General features: G+C 64.9%; 16 protein-coding genes. 10 read left to right on the forward strand and 6 right to left on the reverse strand.

Going from position 1 to position 18,828, the window contains the following annotated elements:
- Positions 1 to 81: 81 nt before the first annotated feature.
- Positions 82 to 810, reverse strand: a complete 729-nt coding sequence (locus UNPF46_RS36120) for a TetR/AcrR family transcriptional regulator (RefSeq protein WP_142253214.1) — start codon at positions 808 to 810, stop codon at positions 82 to 84.
- Positions 811 to 962: 152 nt separating this feature from the next.
- Between UNPF46_RS36120 and UNPF46_RS36125 the strand changes: the two genes are divergently transcribed.
- The 4 genes from UNPF46_RS36125 (at position 963) to UNPF46_RS36140 (ending at position 8,908) form a co-directional block, all read left to right on the forward strand.
- A complete protein-coding gene (locus UNPF46_RS36125; protein WP_245448176.1) occupies positions 963 to 2,483 on the forward strand; it encodes an efflux transporter outer membrane subunit in 1,521 nt (506 codons plus the stop codon).
- Entirely contained in the window at positions 2,480 to 3,595 is a 1,116-nt protein-coding gene (locus UNPF46_RS36130; RefSeq protein WP_246668815.1) for an efflux RND transporter periplasmic adaptor subunit, read from the forward strand. Before UNPF46_RS36125 ends, UNPF46_RS36130 begins: the two co-directional genes overlap by 4 nt.
- A gap of 48 nt (positions 3,596 to 3,643) precedes the next feature.
- Positions 3,644 to 6,727: an efflux RND transporter permease subunit gene (locus UNPF46_RS36135; protein ID WP_142253216.1), complete on the forward strand. Its 3,084-nt coding sequence runs from the start codon at positions 3,644 to 3,646 to the stop codon at positions 6,725 to 6,727.
- 420 nt (positions 6,728 to 7,147) lie between these two features.
- Complete coding sequence (locus UNPF46_RS36140) at positions 7,148 to 8,908, forward strand: CYTH and CHAD domain-containing protein (protein WP_142253217.1); 1,761 nt, start codon at positions 7,148 to 7,150, stop codon at positions 8,906 to 8,908.
- A gap of 116 nt (positions 8,909 to 9,024) precedes the next feature.
- On the opposite strand, the gene UNPF46_RS36145 is transcribed toward UNPF46_RS36140, so the two are convergent.
- The 3 genes from UNPF46_RS36145 to UNPF46_RS36155 all read right to left on the reverse strand — a co-directional run bounded on the left by UNPF46_RS36145 (position 9,025) and on the right by UNPF46_RS36155 (position 11,968).
- Positions 9,025 to 9,648 (reverse strand): transglutaminase-like cysteine peptidase, encoded by a 624-nt coding sequence (locus UNPF46_RS36145; RefSeq protein ID WP_174718829.1) that lies wholly within the window; start codon positions 9,646 to 9,648, stop codon positions 9,025 to 9,027.
- A gap of 330 nt (positions 9,649 to 9,978) precedes the next feature.
- Positions 9,979 to 10,590, reverse strand: a complete 612-nt coding sequence (locus UNPF46_RS36150; protein ID WP_024340745.1) for a PilZ domain-containing protein — start codon at positions 10,588 to 10,590, stop codon at positions 9,979 to 9,981.
- A 136-nt stretch (positions 10,591 to 10,726) separates the two neighbouring features.
- Positions 10,727 to 11,968: an MFS transporter gene (locus tag UNPF46_RS36155; protein WP_283811690.1), complete on the reverse strand. Its 1,242-nt coding sequence runs from the start codon at positions 11,966 to 11,968 to the stop codon at positions 10,727 to 10,729.
- Between the two features lie 418 nt (positions 11,969 to 12,386).
- Here UNPF46_RS36155 and UNPF46_RS36160 point away from each other — a divergent pair, with 418 nt between their 5' ends.
- The 6 genes from UNPF46_RS36160 to UNPF46_RS36185 all read left to right on the forward strand — a co-directional run bounded on the left by UNPF46_RS36160 (position 12,387) and on the right by UNPF46_RS36185 (position 17,447).
- The gene (locus UNPF46_RS36160; protein ID WP_142253218.1) at positions 12,387 to 13,538 is read left to right on the forward strand and encodes a zinc-binding dehydrogenase; all 1,152 of its coding nucleotides are present in this window, start codon (positions 12,387 to 12,389) and stop codon (positions 13,536 to 13,538) included.
- Between the two features lie 3 nt (positions 13,539 to 13,541).
- Complete coding sequence (locus UNPF46_RS36165; protein WP_142253219.1) at positions 13,542 to 14,024, forward strand: DUF5680 domain-containing protein; 483 nt, start codon at positions 13,542 to 13,544, stop codon at positions 14,022 to 14,024.
- 111 nt (positions 14,025 to 14,135) lie between these two features.
- Positions 14,136 to 15,881, forward strand: coding sequence for a serine hydrolase (locus UNPF46_RS36170; protein ID WP_142253220.1), 1,746 nt, complete (start codon positions 14,136 to 14,138; stop codon positions 15,879 to 15,881).
- An 8-nt stretch (positions 15,882 to 15,889) separates the two neighbouring features.
- Positions 15,890 to 16,303 (forward strand): VOC family protein, encoded by a 414-nt coding sequence (locus tag UNPF46_RS36175; RefSeq protein WP_100176073.1) that lies wholly within the window; start codon positions 15,890 to 15,892, stop codon positions 16,301 to 16,303.
- 100 nt (positions 16,304 to 16,403) lie between these two features.
- The gene (locus UNPF46_RS36180; protein ID WP_100176074.1) at positions 16,404 to 16,916 is read left to right on the forward strand and encodes a hypothetical protein; all 513 of its coding nucleotides are present in this window, start codon (positions 16,404 to 16,406) and stop codon (positions 16,914 to 16,916) included.
- A gap of 105 nt (positions 16,917 to 17,021) precedes the next feature.
- Positions 17,022 to 17,447 (forward strand): GFA family protein, encoded by a 426-nt coding sequence (locus tag UNPF46_RS36185; RefSeq protein ID WP_100176075.1) that lies wholly within the window; start codon positions 17,022 to 17,024, stop codon positions 17,445 to 17,447.
- Between the two features lie 21 nt (positions 17,448 to 17,468).
- Here the strand turns inward: UNPF46_RS36185 and UNPF46_RS36190 are convergent, their stop codons facing one another.
- The gene (locus UNPF46_RS36190; RefSeq protein WP_100176076.1) at positions 17,469 to 17,822 is read right to left on the reverse strand and encodes a cupin domain-containing protein; all 354 of its coding nucleotides are present in this window, start codon (positions 17,820 to 17,822) and stop codon (positions 17,469 to 17,471) included.
- A 125-nt stretch (positions 17,823 to 17,947) separates the two neighbouring features.
- Positions 17,948 to 18,688 (reverse strand): metallophosphoesterase family protein, encoded by a 741-nt coding sequence (locus UNPF46_RS36195; RefSeq protein WP_142253221.1) that lies wholly within the window; start codon positions 18,686 to 18,688, stop codon positions 17,948 to 17,950.
- Positions 18,689 to 18,828 lie beyond the last annotated feature (140 nt).

Below are 18,828 nucleotides of genomic sequence, written 5' to 3' on the forward strand. Positions count from 1 at the left end.
GGACACCGGTTCGCGTGAAGAAAACGCGTCAAAACAAGAATCTAGAGCTTCGGTTCTGATTCAATCAGAACCGAAAATGCTCTAGTTCGGCGACCGGCGCTTGCGCGCTTTGGCTGCGCTCCGGTGCGCCGGTCCGTCCACTGCGGGGCGGCGCTCATAGGCGGCGAGAAAGACGTTGATGCCGTTCTCGATAAGCGCGCGGTGGTGGGCCGGGCTCGGCGTTTTCATGGACAGCGCCCATTTGAGGATCTCCTTGCCTTGGACGAGGCTGAGGAATTGCGTGGCCGCCATGCCGATATCCGGAATGTCGACGAGGCCCTGGGCCTGCGCCGCGCGCAGGAAGGCGGCCACCTCGGCATCGCACCGCTCCGGTCCGCTCGTCATGAAGACTTCGGCCGCGCGGGGATAGCGCGAGGCGCAGGACATGATGAGCCGATGCACGGCAAGTCCGCGCGGGTCGAGAAAGGCCTCGAGGAATTTGGTGCCGATGGCGTGCAGCTCGGTCCTGAGGTCGATCTTGCCGCCGTGATTGCGCCACAGCGTCTTGGGGCCGTAGCGCTTGCATTCCTCGTTGATCAGCGCCAGCAGCAGGTCGTCCTTGTCGTCGAAATGCACGTAGAGGGTGGCCTTCGAGACGCCGGCATCGCGCGCGATCGCGTCCATGCTGGTGGTGTCGAAGCCCTGGTCAAGGAAGAGTGCGCGGGCGCTGTCGAGAATCTGATAATATTTCGCCCGGGCGCGTTGTTGCTGGATTGTTTCCGTCGAATTCTTGGTCTCTCGCATCTGCGCCTTGTGCACTGTCATCGCCATTTACCCCGTAGCTCCACGGCTTGACTTTTGGTTCCTGTCTGCAACATACAGCTGATCGGGGAAAAACTAAACGGTTTAGTTCTTTGACAGATCCTCTCTCGGCCGCTCAATCGGGCGCTCCTTCCGCCGCATGCCGCAGATCGGCGCGGATCGTGCCCTGGACCGGCGTCTCGCTCGCGGGGCTTCTGCTCGCCTCCTGCGCGCTCGGTCCGGACTTCGTGTCGCCATCGGGGCCGGCTGTCGATGGCTATTCGCGCGAGCGGCGTCCGTCCGCCACCGAGAGCGCGCCGACGCCGGGCGGCAATTCGCAGGGCTTCGAGACCGGCAGGGACATTCCCGGCGCCTGGTGGGCGCTGTTCCGCTCGCGGCAGCTCAATGCGTTCGTGGAAGAGGCAATCCGCAATCACCCCGACGTCCAGGCAGCGCAATTCGCTTTGCGCTATGCGCGCGAGAACGCGCTGGCGCAGCAGGGCAGCCTGTTTCCGCAAGTGACCGGGAGCGCCTCGGCCGAGCGCGATCGGGTCAGCACGTCGCAATCTGGACAATGGCCGGCGCAGGCCTCGACCTACACGCTCTACAACGCATCCGTCAGCGTCTCCTACGCGCTCGACATCTGGGGCGGCACGCGCCGTTCCGTCGAGGCACTTCAGGCCCAGGCCGATTACCAGGGCTTCAAGCTCGAAGCGACTTATCTGACGCTGACCGCCAATGTGGTGACCGCCGCGATCACGGACGCTTCGCTGCGCGATCAAATCCTCGCGACCGAGGAGATCATCAAGGCCGAGACGGACCAGCTCACACGCATCCAGCGTCAGTTCGACATCGGCGCGATCTCGAAGTCCGACGTGCTGTCGCAGGAGGCGACGCTGGCGCAGGCCAAGGCGACGCTGGCGCCGCTCCAGAAGCAACTCGCGCAGCAGCGCAACCAGCTGATGGCCTATCTCGGCCGGTTGCCGAGCCAGGACCGCGGTGAGCATGTGACGCTCGCCGATCTCAGGCTTCCGGGGCGGCTACCGCTGTCGCTGCCCTCGAGGCTGGTGCGGCAGCGCCCCGACATCCGCCAGGCCGAGGCCACCCTGCATCAGGCCACCGCGACCGTCGGCGTCGGCATCGCCAATCTGCTGCCGCAGCTCACGCTGTCCGGCAGCTACGGCTCCACCGCGCCGGAGCGGCTGTTCTCGCCGGAGACGATCGTGTGGAGCGCGGCGTCCAGCGTCAGCCAGAAGATCTTCGACGGCGGCACGCTGTACCACACCAAGGAAGCCGACGTGGCGGCCTTCGAGCAGGATCTGGCGCTGTACAAGAGCACGGTCGTCACCGCCTTCCAGAACGTCGCGGATTCCCTGCGCGCCATCCAGTACGACGCGGCGACGCTGAAGGCGCAGGCCGCCGCCGAAAAGGCGACGGCGGACAGCCTCGCCATGGCGATCGAGCAGTTCAAGACCGGCGCGGTGCCCTACGCCAACATCATCAACGCGCAGCAATCCTATCTGAATTCGCGGGTCTCGCGCATCAAGGCGCAGGCGACCCGCTTCACCGACACCGCCGCGCTGTTCCAGTCGCTCGGCGGCGGCTGGTGGAATCGCGTGGATGAGACGCCGGACGCGCTGCCGCGCGCCAATGCCGGATACTTCGCCGGCACCGACAAGAAGACCGAGGACGCGTTGCGATGATCAAGCGGATGACAATCATGCTGTGCGGGATGGCGATCCTGTTCGGCGGCCTGTACGGATTCCAGACCTTCAAGGAGATGATGATCCGCAAGGCGATCGGCGCGATGGCCAATCCGCCGCAGACAGTCTCCACCGTGGTCGCCGCCAATGCGCCCTGGCAGTCCAGCCTGAGCGCCGTCGGTTCGCTGCGCGCGGTGAACGGCGCCGACCTCGCGCTCCAGGTCGCCGGCATCGTGCAGAGCATCGACTTCTCCTCCGGCGACAACGTTGCTGCCGGGCAGACCCTGCTGACGCTGGTGGCGACCGACGACGTCGCCAAGCTGCGGTCGCTGCAGGCGACGGCCGAGAACTACGCCATCGTGCTCAAGCGCGACGAGGAGCAGATCAAGTTCAACGCGGTGAGCCAGGCCACAGTCGACAGCGACAAGGCCAATCTGAAGAATGCCCAGGCGCTGGTCGAGCAGCAGAGGGCGCTTTTGGAGCAGAAGACGCTGAAGGCGCCGTTCGCGGGCAGGCTCGGCATCCGCGCCGTCGATCTCGGCCAGTATCTCTCGGCCGGCACCAGCATCGTGACGCTCCAGAGCCTCGACCCGATCTACGCCGACTTCTACCTGCCGCAGCAGGCGCTGGCCTCGATCCGCATCGGACAGGACATCTCGGTCGCAGTCGACGCCATCGCCGGCGAGCGCTTCACCGGGCAGATCACGGCGATCAACGCCAAGGTCGATTCGACCAGCCGCAACGTCCAGGTGCGGGCCACCCTGCGAAACGGCGAGGCACGGCTGCTGCCCGGCATGTTCGCAAAGATCGAGATCGCGATCGGCAAGCCCGAGCAGGTCGTCACAATCCCGCTCACCGCGATCGTCAACAATTCCTACGGCGACCTCGTCTATCTCGTGGACGATCTGCGCGACGGTCAGGGCACCGCCCGGCAGATGTTCGTCAAGACGAGATCCCCGAAGGGCGATCAGGTCGCCGTCAACGACGGCGTCAAGCCGGGCGAGACCGTGGTCATCGCCGGCCAGCTCAAGCTGCGCAACGGCAGCCCGGTCAAGATCGACAATTCGCACGTGCCGCAGACCGAAGCCGCGCCGAACATCGTCGATCAGTAAGGCTTCGCGTCGACGCCGGTTTCTCAAGACAACGAGTACCACGACATCATGCGTTTCACCGATATCTTCATCCGCCGGCCGGTGCTGGCGCTCGTGGTCAGCGCCCTGATCCTCGTGCTCGGCCTGCGCTCGATGACGACGCTGTCGATCCTGCAATACCCGCGCACGCAGAACGCCATCGTCACGGTGAGCACCGCCTATGCCGGCGCGGATTCCGACATCATCGCGGGCTTCATCACGACGCCGCTCGAAAACGCCGTCGCCCAGGCGAACGGCATCGACTACATGACGTCGAGCAGCGTCACCGGCTCCAGCACCATCACGATCAATCTGCGGCTGAACTACGATTCCGGCAAGGCGATGACGGAGATCAACGCCAAGGTCAACTCGGTGCTCAACCAGTTTCCGTCGGGCACGCAGCAGCCGACGCTCACACTCAAGGTCGGCCAGACCATCGACGCGATGTATATCGGTTTCGCCAGCGAAGTGCTGGCGCCGAACCAGATCACCGACTATCTGACGCGCGTGGTGCAGCCGCGGCTCCAAGCCGTCGCCGGCGTGCAGACCGCCGAGCTCCTCGGCGCCAAGAAGTTCGCGCTCCGCGCCTGGCTCGATCCCGACAAGCTGGCGGCTTACGGCCTCACCGCAAGCGACGTCTCGACGGCGCTCTCGGGCAACGATTACATCTCCGGCCTCGGCACGACCAAGGGCCGGCTGGTGCAGGTCGACCTGGCGGCCTCGACCAACCTCCATTCGCTGGAGCAGTACCGCAACCTCGTGGTCAAGACGGTTAACGGCGCCATCATCCGCCTGCGCGACGTCGCAAACGTCACGCTCGGCAACGACGACTACGACAGCGAAACGAAATTCAACGGCAAGACGGCGGTCTATGTCGGCATCCAGACGGCGCCCACGGCCAATCTGCTCGACGTCGTCAACGGTGTGAAGGCGGTCCTGCCCGACATCAAGGCGCAGCTTCCGAACGGTCTGGTCGGCGAGGTGCTCTACGACTCCACCGACTTCGTCAATTCCTCGATCGACGAAGTTGTCCACTCGCTGGTGGAAGCGGTGCTGATCGTGATCGCGGTGGTGTTCCTGTTCCTGGGCTCGTGGCGATCGGTCCTGATTCCGGTCATCGCGATCCCGCTGTCGCTGATCGGAACATTCGGGCTGATGCTGTTGATGGGCTTCTCCATCAATCTGCTGACCCTGCTTGCACTCGTGCTCGCCATCGGGCTCGTGGTGGATGATGCCATCATCGTGGTGGAGAGCGTGCACCGGCTCATCGACGAAGGTGTCGCGCCGGTCGAGGCCGCGATCCAGTCCGCACGCGCGCTGGCAAGCCCGATCATCGCCATGACCGTGGTTCTGATCGCAGTCTACGTGCCCGTGGGATTCCAGGGCGGCCTCACCGGCGCGCTCTTCACCGAGTTCGCCTTCACGCTCGCAGGCGCGGTCACGGTATCTGCGGTGATCGCGCTGACGCTGTCGCCGATGAACTGCGCCTGGCTGTTGCGCAAGACCGAGCGCGATGCGACGACCTGGGAGGCGCGCCTGGTCCGGACCATCGACCACGTGCTGGAGCGGCTCTCGGGTGCCTATCGCCGTCGGCTGGAGGCCGTCTTTGCGATGAAGCCGGTCGTGGCCGTGTTCGCGCTACTGTTGCTGGCCGGCATTCCCTGGCTCTACGCGACCTCGACCAGCGAGCTCGCGCCCGACGAGGACCAGGGTGTCGTGCTCTCGCTGACCACCTCGGCGCCCTCAGCGACACTTCAGCAGCGGCAGTTCTACAGCCAGCAGATCTACGATCTCGTGGCCAAACGCCCGGAAACGAAGACCCTCTTCCAGATCGACACGCCCACCCAGGCGATCGGAGGCTGGGTGCTCAAGCCCTGGGACCAGCGCAGCCTGACCACGAAGACCCTCCAGCCGGATTTCCAGAACCTGCTCAACACCATCGCCGGCACGCGCTCGGTCGCCTTCCAGCCGTCGCCGCTGCCCGGCAGCAACGGCCTTCCGATCCAGTTCGTGATCGGTACGACCGGCTCGTACGACGAACTCGACCAGGTCTCGCGCAACTTCATGGTGCAGGCGCTGAAGAGCGGCCAATTCATCTTCCTCGATACCGACCTGAAGATCGACAGGCCCCAGACGCTGGTCTCCTTCGACCGCGACAAGGCCGGTGATCTCGGCTTGAAGATGAGTGATCTCGGCGGCGCGCTCGCGACCATGCTCGGGGGAAACTACCTCGATTATTTCAGCCTGGACGGCCGCTCCTACAAGGTGATTCCTCAGGCCAAGCAGAACGATCGGCTGGCGGCAGACCAGCTGCTCGGCTACTACATCAAGGCGAGCGACAATTCGATGGTGCCGCTGTCGACCGTCGCCCATCTGGAGAACAGGACCGTTCCGCAGTCGCGCAACCATTTCCAGCAGATCAATGCGGCGACGATCTCCGGAGTCGCGATGCCGACGGTGTCGATGGGCAGCGCGCTCGCCACGCTCAAGGATCTCGCGAAGACCCTGCCGGCCGGCTACACGGTGGATTTCGGCGGCGCCTCGCGGCAGCTCGAGCAGGAGTCGGGCGGCTTCGTCACGACGTTCGCGTTTGCCGTCATCATCATCTTCCTGGCGCTCGCCGCGCTGTTCAACAGCTTCCTCGATCCCATCGTCATCCTGGTTTCGGTGCCGATGTCGCTGGCCGGCGCCCTGATCTTCATCAGCCTCGGCATCGGCGGCGCCAGCCTCAACATCTACACCCAGGTCGGGCTGCTCACCCTGATGGGCCTCGTCAGCAAGCACGGCATCCTGATGGTCGAGGTGGCCAACGAACTGCGCCTCGAGGGTAAGACGGCGACGGACGCGATCATCGAGGCCGCGGCGATCCGGCTGCGGCCGATCCTGATGACGACTGCGGCGATGGTGCTCGGCGTCGTTCCGCTGATCACCGCGAGCGGCGCGGGCGCGGTGTCGCGCTACAACATGGGCCTCGTGATCGCGACCGGATTGTCGATCGGCACGCTGTTCACGCTGTTCGTGGTGCCGGTCGCCTATGCCCTGATCGCTCGGTCGGCCGCGATGCCGGCCGGGACGGCGGAGGCCCCGGCCCAACAGGTTGCTGCGAGCCACTAGGCCGGCCATTTGGGGGAACATTCCGCGCGCGAAGCGAAGAACGTTTCTAGCTCTGATCGTGGGGAACCGGTGGCCTTCGCGGCGCCCGACCTGCGGGCTCCGGGATCGCGCTGCGGCTCGCAGCGCTCGTCACAAGCTCGGGTCTGTCATCGGAGGCGTGACTTCTAAGCGTCTCCAAAGCCAGAGAGAATTTCTCGGCTAGCATGAGTTGGGTTCGCTGATGCGTTCATCTTGGTTTCGAGAGCCGCGAGATTCGCTATCAATTCGATCGCTCGCGAATCTCTGCGGCAATTTAGTTCGCAACGTCGCGACGAATTATGACAGTCGACGATCACGCCGCGCGACGTAACGTGACTATTCCTCGCGGGCCGGACAGGCTATATGCTGGCGCTCTGTCATCGAACTGTCATGTCTCCGGAAATGCTGAAATCAGACGCTACGCCGGCGCGCAAAGCTGTGAGCGCGCCGGACGGGATTCCTGTCCCGAAAGACAACAAGAGAACGCAAGTTATCGCGGGCTTCCTCAGGCAGATTGAACCGGCCGGGCCCGGCGCGGAACCTGCGGTCGTCGAGGGCGCTGTGATCGATCAGACGCCATTGCAGGGCACGACGCCCACGCCGCAACCAGCTCCATCGACCGTTGCCGCGCGCCCCGCCGGCGAGATCGAGCTCAAGCTTCTCGTCGATGCCCATCGCATCGCGGATTTCGACGCCGCGCCCGTCATCGCGGCCAACGCGCGCAACAAGGGCGTGCGCAAGCATCTCAAGTCCGTCTATTACGACACGCCGGAGCGGGCGCTTCGGCGCAACGGCCTGAGCCTGCGCGTTCGCCAGATTGGTGCGCGCTTCGTGCAGACCGTGAAGACCGAGGTTGCCGACGATCCGCTGCGCCGTGGCGAGTGGGAGGCGAGCGTGCCGTCGCTTGCGCCCGATCTCGCTCTGGCGATGCCTTTCATTCCGGAGAAGCTTCGCGGCGCTCTCCAAGCGCATCCGCTCGAAGCCGTCTTCACCGCCGACATCCATCGGCATGCACGGATGATCGACCTGCCGACCGGCGCGGTTGAAGTCGCATTCGACCAGGGCCAGCTGACGGCCGGCGACCGCTCGCTGCCGGTGAGCGAGATCGAGCTCGAACTCAAGAGCGGCAGCGCGAGCACGATCTACGAGGTCGCCTTGCTGCTTGCGGAGCAGGGGGCGGTGAAGCCGTCGATCCGCAGCAAGTCGGCGCGCGGCTTCGACCTTGCCGCTGACCTGCCGCCGGCGGCGCGACGGCCGCGCAAACTTCGCCTCGATCCGTCGGTGACGCTCGACGAAGCCTTCGCGACGATCCTGCGCTCCTGCTTCCTTCACTTGCTGCAGTCGCTGTCGGCGGCCGAGGACGGCCGCGATGCGGAAGGCGTGCATCAGCTGCGTGTCTCGCTGCGCCGGCTGCGATCGGCGCTGGATCTGATGCGATCGGTCGGCGCGCTCAGCAATCTCGACGCGCTGCGCTCGGAAGCCAAATGGCTGGCGCAAGCGCTGTCCGCTGCGCGCGACTGGGATGTGTTCCGGCTGGAGACCTTGCCGGCGGTCGCAACAGCCTGTCCTGCGGTCGCAGGCTTCGATGCGCTCGGCCGGGCTGCTGCCAGGCGCCAGTCCGACGCCTATCGCAGGGCGCATCATGCGCTCGACGACCGCCGCTGCGCCGTATTCCTGATCGGCCTCGGTCACTGGATCGAGACGCGGGGATGGCGCAACGACGTGGCCGCCGAAGACCTCGGCCTGCTCGCCGAGCCCGCCATCAACTTCGCGCAGCGCATCCTGTCGGAGCAGCACGCGAAGGTGCTGAGGCGCGGCCGCCGCTTCAAGTCGCTCACCATCGAGCAGCTGCACAGAGTGCGGCTCGCGACCAAGCGGCTGCGCTATCTCGGCGAATTCCTGCTGCCGCTGTATGAAGACCGCAAGTCCGCCAGACGCTTCTCGCGCCGGCTTGCCGGGCTGCAGGAGCAGCTCGGTGCCTTCAACGACATGGCGGTCACGGCCTCATTGCTGGAGGGGCTCGTTGCCGAGCCCGACAGCGCCATTGCCGCGGCGGCCATTGCCGGCTGGCAGGCGCGCGCATCGGTCGGCGTGCAGCCCGTCCTGCAGGGCAGCTGGCGCGATTTCACCCGCGCGCGTGTGCCGTGGTCGTCACAGGGCTGAGCACAGCCCCAAAAAAGTTGCGGCCAGGCTTTGGGGGAAGCCTGGCCGCGCGCGAACCGGTCTGGGACGGGGAGGGGTGGGGATGTGACCGGGTCGCGTAACCTGTTGTCTCGTTTCTAGTCTCTTGCGCTGGCGGTGGAGACCGCCGGCCTGGTATCGCCGAGCGAGACCCAGACGTTGGGATCGCTCTGCGACTGGCGCTTGACGAAGCGGTAGCCGGTCTCCGTCCAGGCGACGACGTTCTCGTTCTGATTGTCGAGAACGAACTCGCCCTTGTCGGTCTTCACCGTCAGCACCGCGTGTCCTTCGCCCTTCTTGTCGCGCACGACGGTGATGAGCAGGGCCTCGCGCGGCCATCCGGCATCGATCAGCATCTTGCGCTTCAACAGCACGTAGTCTTCACAGTCGCCGTAACCGTCGGTCGGCAGCGACCACTTCTCGATCACGCCCCAGTGCTCCTGGTCGGTCAAAGGCTTGACGGTCTCGTTGACCCAGCGATTGACCTTGACGAGGTCGCGCCATGCAGCCTGCGACATCACGATGTCGCGCGGCTGCGTCGGTGCGCCCTGGCACTGGGCGGCATTGTCCGCGCAGAACTCGACCCAGCCGATCGGTGCACGCGTGGTGTCACCGAGGCTCGCGTAGAGCAGACGGCCTTCGCCGGCCTGCGCTGCCGCGCTGATCCCGAAGAGCATGGCGGCCAGCGCCAGCCCTTTCCCCTGTCCCCTGAAGTCAAACATTGCGGCCCCCGTTTCTTGTTGGGACCACATTTCGCACGGAGCTTTTGAGTTGCCGCTAAGTCAGCCAAGTCAAGTCGAGACGAATACAAGTAAAAGCTGGGGCGAATTCGATCTATACTTGAATCGAATTCTCGTAAAATTTGAAACAACTGCAATTGATTCAAATTTTATCGATTAACGCGGAAATGCTGGCGGAACCGCCGTTTCTATCCGCAAACGGTGCGCGCGTTAACCCGCGCCGGAGCCGTCGCGGGGCACGAAAAAGGCGGCGTCCGCACTGCGGAGGCCGCCTTCGGGCTGGAAATACAGGGGTTTTCGCGCGCTCGCGCTTTACCGCGCGGTAACGCTCTCTTCGAGAGTCTCGATCGGCTGCTCGTGCAAGAACTCCAGCGCGAAGCCGTCTTCGAGGTTTCGGACCACGCGGCCCTGGACCCGGCCGAGCAGAACCGTCGATTTGAGCGGCGGCCGGTTCTCCGCGGCAATGGCCGCGCCCGACAGCGAGAGGTCGATGATGCGGCAGGTCATCTTGGTGCCGTCCTCGAGCGTCAGCACCGCGATCGGGTTGCGCGGCACGATACGGTCGTGACGGCGGTCTTCCGGCAGATTGAGGATGTCGCGGTTGGCGAGCCAGGTCAGCTGCGCCGCGAGCTTGTCGCGCTTCCTCGGCGTCGCCCCGATCGTCATGGCAAAGCCGTTGTCGATGATGCGGGTGATCTTGCCCTCGACGCGGCCGATATGGTCGAGATAGGCGACCACGCGGTCGCCGACATTGCCGATGCCGGGGGCGAGCAGGGCGAGCCCGCCCGGTGACATGTTGATCACCTGGCAGGGGAATTCCCGGCGGTCGGGCAGCATGTAGCGGCCGAGCAGGTGCACCTTCACCCGCTGGAAACGCCGACGTTCCTCGGCGGCCGGAAGAAATTTTTTGTTCGCCAACGCCATTTTCAACACCCGACCCCCCGCCCGGGCGGAGTCCGGGACGACCCTAAGGTGCACAGGGTTAATGCCGCGTTAGGATTGGGCGCGGCGGACACGGACGGACACAATGCGCCCGAAAAGCCACACCCGGTGGCGGCGCTCAAGCCGGCCTCGTCGCCCGAAGCTGCAGCACGACCAGCAGCGCCAGCAGCAGCGCGGCCGACAGGCCGAGCGACCAGTGAATGCCGATCGCCGCGCCAAACAGCCCGACCGTGATGCCGCTGAAGGCCCGCATCCCGAGCCCCGCCATATTATAAAGACCGACGACGCGGCCGCGGATGTCGTGCGGCGCGTTCAGCTGCACCAGCGCCTGCGCCATGGTGTTGAACGACAGCTCGAAAAAGCCGGCGCAGAACAACAGCACGATCGCGACCGGATAGACCCGGACCACGGCAAAGCCGAGCAGTGCCAGGCTCCAGAGCATCGCGAGCAGGATCGCGGCGCGCGGCGTGCCTTTCAGGCGTCCCCAGGATTCCAGGGCGATTGCGGCGAGCACTGCACCGGCCGCATCGGCCGCGAGCAGCACGCTGTAGGAGACGCCGGGATCGCCATGGCCGAGGTCGCCGGCAAAGCCCGGCATCTGGGCGTGGTAGGCATTGCCGATCATGAAGGAGGTGAGGCCGGCGAGCCAGGTCATCGCCGTCAGCACCGGCTGGGTGGCGATGGCGCGGATGGTCAGCACGATGTCGGCGAAGCCGCGGACCGCAAAGCGCCGCGCCGCCACGCTTCTGTCGCGCACCGGCGCCCAGAACAGCCAGAGCAGCATCGGCAGATAGAACAGCGTGTTGAAGATGATGCCGTGTGAGGAGCCGAGCGTCAGCATGATGATCCCGCCGACCGCAGGCCCGACCAGGATGCCGAGATAGCGCGCCATCGCGTTGAGCCGCACCGCGCTCGGCAGGTCGGCAGGCGCCACGAGGTCGTAGAGCAGCAGCTGGTTCGGCGTCTGCCAGAGCACGCCGGCGCAGCCATGGATCACCAGCAGCAGCATCGCGTGCCACATCTGGATCGTATCGGTGAGGAAGAAGAATCCCCATCCGCTCGATGCCACGATGAACAGCAGCATGCCGCACTGGATGATGCGGCGCGGATCGACCCGGTCGGCGAGCCCGCCGACCGCGACCGAGAACAGCAGGAATGGCAGCCAGTGCGACAGCACCGCAAAACCCGCCAGCGCCGGCGAATGGAATTTCTGGAACACCACCCAATAGCTGATCACATGCTCGATATTGTCGGCCATCATCGCCAGCACGTAGGAGGCGAACTGGAGCCGGTACGGCACCGACTTCATCGCCGCGAACGAGCCGGACGCGGCGGCTGGATTTTGGGGCAGGGGGTTCAAGGGATTACCTGGGGCGGGATCTCATCCGGCCATACACGTTCGCTGGTGCAGGCTCAAGACACTAGGGTGTGCTTGGACATCAGCCATGCACTGCCACCACACACTCCACCGTCATCCTGAGGTGCGCGCCCTTGCGCGCCTCGAAGGATGGGCCGCAAGCGCCTGTAGCCCATCCTTCGAGGCTCCCCTCGCGATGCTGGCGCATCGCAAGGCTCGCACCTCAGGATGACGGCGGTGTGTGGGGCGGCGCTGTAGCCCGGATGGAGCGCAGCGACATCCGGGCTCTTTGTCTCATCGCATATCGCTTCGCTCATGCGGGCTATGAGGACCAGCAGCTTGGCACGACCGCGCATCTCACATACGCTTCGCCTCAGCCCGCACCCATCAATCATAACAGACGGGCACCGAGGAAACAGCCATGCAACAGATCCGCGTCTGCACTCACGCCGGTCCCGGCTCGGAGCCCGTCATCAAAACCGTGCCGTGGCCGAAGGTCGGCAGCAAGGCCGCGCTGATCAAGGTCGGCGCCTGCGGGGTCTGCGGCACCGACCTGCATATCCTCAAGGGGCATTGGCCGAAACCGCTGCCCTGGCCGTTCACGCTGGGCCACGAGCTCGGCGGCGTCATCGTCGAATGCGGCGAGGAGTTCACCGAGGACTTCATGAGCAAGCCGCTCAAGGTCGGATCGAAGGTGATGATCCCGCCCTTGATGCCCTGCGGCCATTGCTATTACTGCATCCACTATCCGCAAACGGCCAACAAGTGTCTGACGCCGGTCTATTACGGCCGCTATCTCGGCTTCGACAAGGCGCCGCACATGTGGGGCGGCTGGGCCGAATATGTCTATGTCGATCTCGAGATGCTGCCGGGCACCAAGATCTACAAATTGCCCGACGACATGTCGCTGCGGCTCGGCGCATTGTCCGAGCCGCTGACCTCCTGCATCCGTGCCTTCAACCGCGCGAGCCGCGCCGGCGGATTTTCCTGGGGCGATACGGTGGTGATCCAGGGCTCGGGCCCGATCGGCATTCTGGCGGTCGCGGCCGCCAAGGAGATGGGGGCGGGGCGCGTGATCTGCGTCGGTGCGCCGGAGGAGCCGCGGCTCAAGCTCGCCCGCGAGTTCGGCGCGGAGGCAACGGTCGACATCCAAGAGCTCAAGTCACCGCAGGAGCGCATCGCGCGCGTCCGCGAGATCGTCGGCGGCTTCGGCGCCGATCTCGTGATGGACTGCTCGGGTCATCCGACCGCGGGCCCCGAGGGCATCGAGATGCTGCGCGACGGCGGCACCTATGTCGAGATGGGCCAGTTCACCGACGCCGGATCGATCGACACCTCCTGGCACCGCATCTGCACCAAGGACCTCAACGTGCTCGGCTCCTGGGGCTTCACGGGCAACGACCTGCCGCTCGGTGTCGACATGCTCTACCGCACGCGAGGCAAATATCCGTGGCTGAAGATGCAGACGATCTATCCGTTCACGGAAGCGGGCGTTTCGCAAGCGGTGAAGGACGCGATGGCGATGAAGACGGTGAAGTCGACCATCGTGCCGTGGCCGGAGCTGGTGGAGTAGCTGATGCCGTCGATCCCGCACGATCTCGCGGCCTTCCTGGTCGAGGCCAAACGGCGCACCTATGCCGGCCTCGACGACGATGCGACGGTGGCAACGCCGCTGCTCGCCGGCTCCAAGCAGCTCGAGCATCGCGCTGCGCCATACGCCTATCGCGACATCTATTTCGGGATGGGGTTTTTCGTCGGGCAGGAGACCGTCTCGCGGGACGAGCGCGTCATCTGGTCGATGAGCTACAGCGGCGGCGTCCGCGGGGACATTGCGGATCGCGACACTTTCCTCGCGATCTACCAATTCCTGCGCCAGGCGCTGCTGGCCGTGCCGGTCGAGGAGCCGTATCGCGGACCGCGCCGGTTCGAGCAGGATGGCATGGTCTATCGCAATGAGGCCGAAGGCGCGCTCGATCGGTTTCATGGGGTCGAGACGATTGCGGGGCAGGACGGCACGTCGTTCTACCAGCTACGTTATGGTGGCGGCATGCTGCGGTAAGGCCGCCGCTTCGCGATCCCGGCTTCAATTCTCCGCGAAAGCATTAGCGTGCCGCTTCCATCTGAAGTTGATGCATTTATAGTGCGCGTCTCGCAAATAGCCCCATGTGCCATGAACGCATCTGCCGATATTCAAAGTTCCAAAATCGCGTCTCTCATTCCCGATCTCGATCTGCTTGCTGCGGAGGCGATGGCGGTCTGGAAGGTGCCGGGCGCCGCGCTCGCCATCGTGCAGGGCGGCGAGGTCGTGCTCACGCGCGCCTACGGGCAGCGCGACGTCGAGGCGGATTTGCCGGTCACGCCGCATACGCATTTCGTGATCTGCTCGATCACCAAGTCGTTCACCGCCACCGCCATCGCGTTGCTGCACAACAAAGGGGCGCTCGACTGGAGCAAACCGGTCCGCGACTATTTGCCTGAGTTTCGGCTCTGCGATGCTGTCGCGACGGAGCGCGTCACGGTGCGCGATCTACTCAGCCACCAGTCGGGGCTGCCGCGTCACGACTGGATTCATCTGCCTGGCGACCTTGCGCCGGCGGAGATGCTGCCTCTGATGCGGCATCTCGAATTGAGTCGCGATATTCGCGCCGCCTGGCAATACAACAATCTCTGCTACAACGCTCTCGGGCTCATGATCGAGCGGCTGAGCGGGAAGAGCTTTGAGTCCTTCATTCGCGAACGCCTGACGGATCGGCTCGGCATGACGGTAAGCTTCTCGCTGGGCGAGCTCGAAGCCGGGCCCGAACCTGCGCGTCCTTACAAGATTGACGTCGATACGCGATTGCCGGGGTTGCGGCTGCCGATCCGTACTACGGCCGCCGGCGCGATCAACACGTCGGTGGCCGACCTCGGCAACTGGATGCGGCTTCATCTTGGCATGGGCGAGTTCGAGGGGGAGAGGCTGCTGCCGGCGGCACTTGTGGAGCAACTTCATGCGCCACTGGTGCATGTCGGCAAGTCCGAGTTTTCGGAGTTCGGCCAGGCGCACTATGGATTGGGCTTTCAGTCCAACGCCTATCGGGGCGATCGCGTCGTCTCGCACAGCGGTGGCTGGAACGGTTGGGGTTCGCTGATGACGCTGGTGCCGGAGGCCGGCATCGGTGTCGCCGTGCTGACGAACCGCAGCCCGAGCGAGATCCCGCCCATCCTGACCTGGTACATCCTCGATCGACTGCGGGAGCGCGAGCCAGTGGACTGGTTTGCGCGATTCCGCAAGATGCGCGAGGAATTCATCGCTCACATCCCGGCTGACAAGGAGGCGCGCGACAACACCCGTCACAAGGACACCAGGCCTGCGCACGCACTATCCGCCTATGTCGCCGATTACGCCCATCCCGCCTATGGCGTTATCTCGATTGCCGAGCGGGAGGACGCGCTGCATTGGTCATGGCGCGGCATGGGAGCGGCGCTGTCGCATTGGCATTTCGAGACCTTCGTCACGCCGGAGATCGTCGACCAGCTCCATCCGGATCATCTGTTCATCACCTTCCAGACCGACCGTCACGGCAACATCGTGCATTTGTCGGCGCCGCTGGAGCCGACGGTGAAGGACATCATATTCGAACGACGCGCCGCGGGCGATTGCGTCGATCCCGCGTTCCGCGCGCGCTGCGTCGGGCAGTTCAGGAGCGGCGCCATGACCCATCGCGTGACCTTGGACGGAGAAGGCAGGCTCGTCCTGAAGCCGGACTACCAGCCTGCGTATCGTCTCGAGCCGCAACAGGGCCGTCGGTTTCGCATCGTTGAGCTGGAGGGTTTCGCCGTCGAGTTTCGCGGAGAGCGCGAAGGGATCAGCCAGCTCGTCTTCCATCAGCCGAACGGCACCTTCGTCGCCGATCGCTCGTCTGACCAGAAGTAGGACAGCCGATGACGCCCCAGCCGCTCTCGCCACGCTCCCCCTTCAGCGCCATCCGCGCGATCGACTACACCGTCATCTTCGTGCGCGACATGGCCGCGATGCGCCGCTTCTACGAAGACGTGCTCGCGTTCCCGCTGCTGCGCGAGCTGTCGCCGAACTGGATCGAGTATGGCCTCGGCAGCAACACGCTGGCGCTGGCACGACCGAGCCGCACGGCTGGTGATGCGCCGCTGCCGGCGGGCAGCGCGGCGCTGCAGCTGGCGTTCAAGGTCTCCGCGGCAGAGGTCGATGCCTGCGCCGAGGAGCTCGTCCGGCAGAACGTGGCGCTGGTGTCGCCGCCGACGAACCAGTCCTTCGGCCACCGCACGCTGTTCTTCCGCGACCCCGACGGCAATTTGCTGGAGGTCTACGCGGAGATCTGAGCGGCCGTTCCGCAAAAGTTCCCTCCGGCTGCGTCGAACTGTGCACGCACAGGTGAAACTTAGGCCCAGGTTCCGGCTTTCACTCTGCGGGAGTGATGGCGTGAAGCGAATCCTGAAACCGGTCACTTATATCCTGGCGGCGATCTACTTCCTGGTGGACGCGGTCTTCATGGCCGTGGCCGCACCCGTCGCCCGCTGGATCGGGCGGTATGTCCAATTCAAGCGGTTGCGCGCCTGGATCGAATCACTTTCGCCATATGCGTCACTCGCCCTGTTCTTGGTGCCCGTCATCATTCTGGAGCCGGTCAAGCCGGTTGCTGCGTACTTCACCGCAACCGGTCAGGTGCTGAGCGGAGCCGTGGTCTTGATCGTGGGCGAGCTGCTCAAGCTGGTGCTGGTCGAACGCCTGTTTCATCTGACGCGCGACAAGCTGATGCGCATTCCCGCCTTTGCCTGGGCTTACGGAAAATACGCCGCGGCGAAGGCGTGGCTGCAGGAGACGGACGCTTGGCGCTTCGTCCGGGCCGTGAGCCGCACGGTGAGGGACAGTGTTGCGCGGGCAAGAGCAAGGCTGGTCAGCGGTTTCAGCAGGCTGGCGACCTCCCGGGACTGAAAGGGTCGCGCGAATTTGTCTTACATCGCGCGCGATCCTCGCTAAGACAATCCAAGTGCGCCCGGAGCGGCGGGGACATGATCTGGATCAGGGAACACAGGGACCATGACGAGTGACGCGAACCTTCGAGCCGGCCAGTGCCATTGTGGCGCGGTACGCTTCGAGGTGACACTCAGCGACGGCTTCAAATCGATCCGCCGCTGCACCTGCTCCTATTGTCGAATGCGAGGCGCCGTCGTTGCCATGGCGGCGATGGGCGGGATCAAGTTCCTGCGGGGCGAGGAGGCGCTGACGACGTACCGCTTCCATACCGGATCGGCGCAGCACTTCTTCTGCTCCCGCTGCGGAATCTACACCCACCACCAGCGCCGGTCCGACCAATCCCTTTATGCCGTCAATGTCGCCTGCCTGGATGGGGTGAGCCCGTTCGATTTCGCCGAGGTGCCGGTCATGGACGGCGTCAATCACACCAATGACACCGGCAAGCCGACGCGTCAGGCAGGCACCCTTCGCTTCGTCCCTGCCGACTAGAGCTCCGTCAGCCCGCGATACCTACGCGAGCTTGCGCTTCGCCGCGGTTGCCTTGTCGCCGGTGTTCGGCGTGCCGGTCGGCTCGATCAGCATCAGGTGAACCTCCTCGCGGGCCACCGGGCGGTGCTCGACCCCTTTGGGCACGACATAGAGCTCCCCGGGGCCGAGCGTCACCGTGCGGTCCCGCAACTCGATGTCCAGGCGGCCCTTCAGAACCAGAAAGAAATCGTCGGTGTCGTCGTGCTTGTGCCAGGTGAACTCGCCCTTCACCTTCACCACCATCACGTCGCAATCGTTGAAGGTGGTGACCGTGCGCGGCGACCAATGCTCCTCGAAGGTCGCGAGCTTGTCGGCCAGCGATATGCTATCTGCCATGTTTCCCCCGTAGCTCCCGCGTGAGGCACGATGTGGGATCGCGTGGCCGGCGCGGCAAGACCATCGTCATTGACCGGTCGACCTTGCCATGCCGATGCTCCCCCCGGAAATCGCGTCGAAGCCGGCTATTCGACGTACCCGGTCAACATGGCGTGCGCCCATTCGGGGCGGTTGTTGGCGAGCGCACGCGCCGATGCGGCGTCCCAATCATATTCCAGGGCCAGGAGCTCGACCTGCCAGCTCCGCTTTTTCCTGGTGAGGATCGCATAGCGGGCGTGAGGCGAGCGATGTTCCAGCTTTGCGGCAAAGGGAATGTCCGCGAAGACGGGGCAGCCGACGCTTCCGGGATTGAGAACCAGGCAGTCGCGAGGTCCCTGAACCGCGGCCTGGCGGTGGCTATGGCCGCACAACACCACGCGCGCCGTCGGCTCGCTTGCGAGGCGCGTCGCCAGCACCTCGCGGCGTGCCGGGACGAAGCGGCCGTCGTCGAGCGATTCCTCCAGCAGGCACGCCGTATCGTTGTCGGGCGTGCCGTGGCAAGCGAGGATCCCGTCGTCGAGACGAATTTGCGAGGGCAGGCTATGGAGCGCGCGCCGCTGCTCCGCAGTCAATGCGTTGCGGGCAAACAGGCCTGCCGGCGACAGCTTGTCGTCCGGAAACTCCTCGATCCAGCGGTCGTGGTTTCCGCGCACCGTCGGCAACGCCAGCGCTTGCAGGGCCTCGAAGGTCTCTTTCGGCCACAACGGGCTGGTGACGCAATCGCCGAGGTTCACGGTGCGATCGACGCCACGCGCCTTGATGTCGGCCAGCACGGCCTCCAGCGCAGCAAGGTTGCCGTGAATATCGGAAATGACTGCCAATCGCATCGTTTTGCGTCCCGTTCATCTCGGCCGGTTACTGCCGGCTCCGGTTGCGCTGATCTTAGAGCGTTTTCGAGCGAAGTGGACACCGGTTCGCGTGAAGAAAACGCGTCAAAACAAGAATCTAGAGCTTCGGTTCTGATTCA

The sequence above is a fragment of the Bradyrhizobium sp. UNPF46 genome (assembly GCF_006658625.1).
In the GTDB taxonomy this organism is placed as follows: Bacteria; Pseudomonadota; Alphaproteobacteria; order Rhizobiales; family Xanthobacteraceae; genus Bradyrhizobium; species Bradyrhizobium nitroreducens.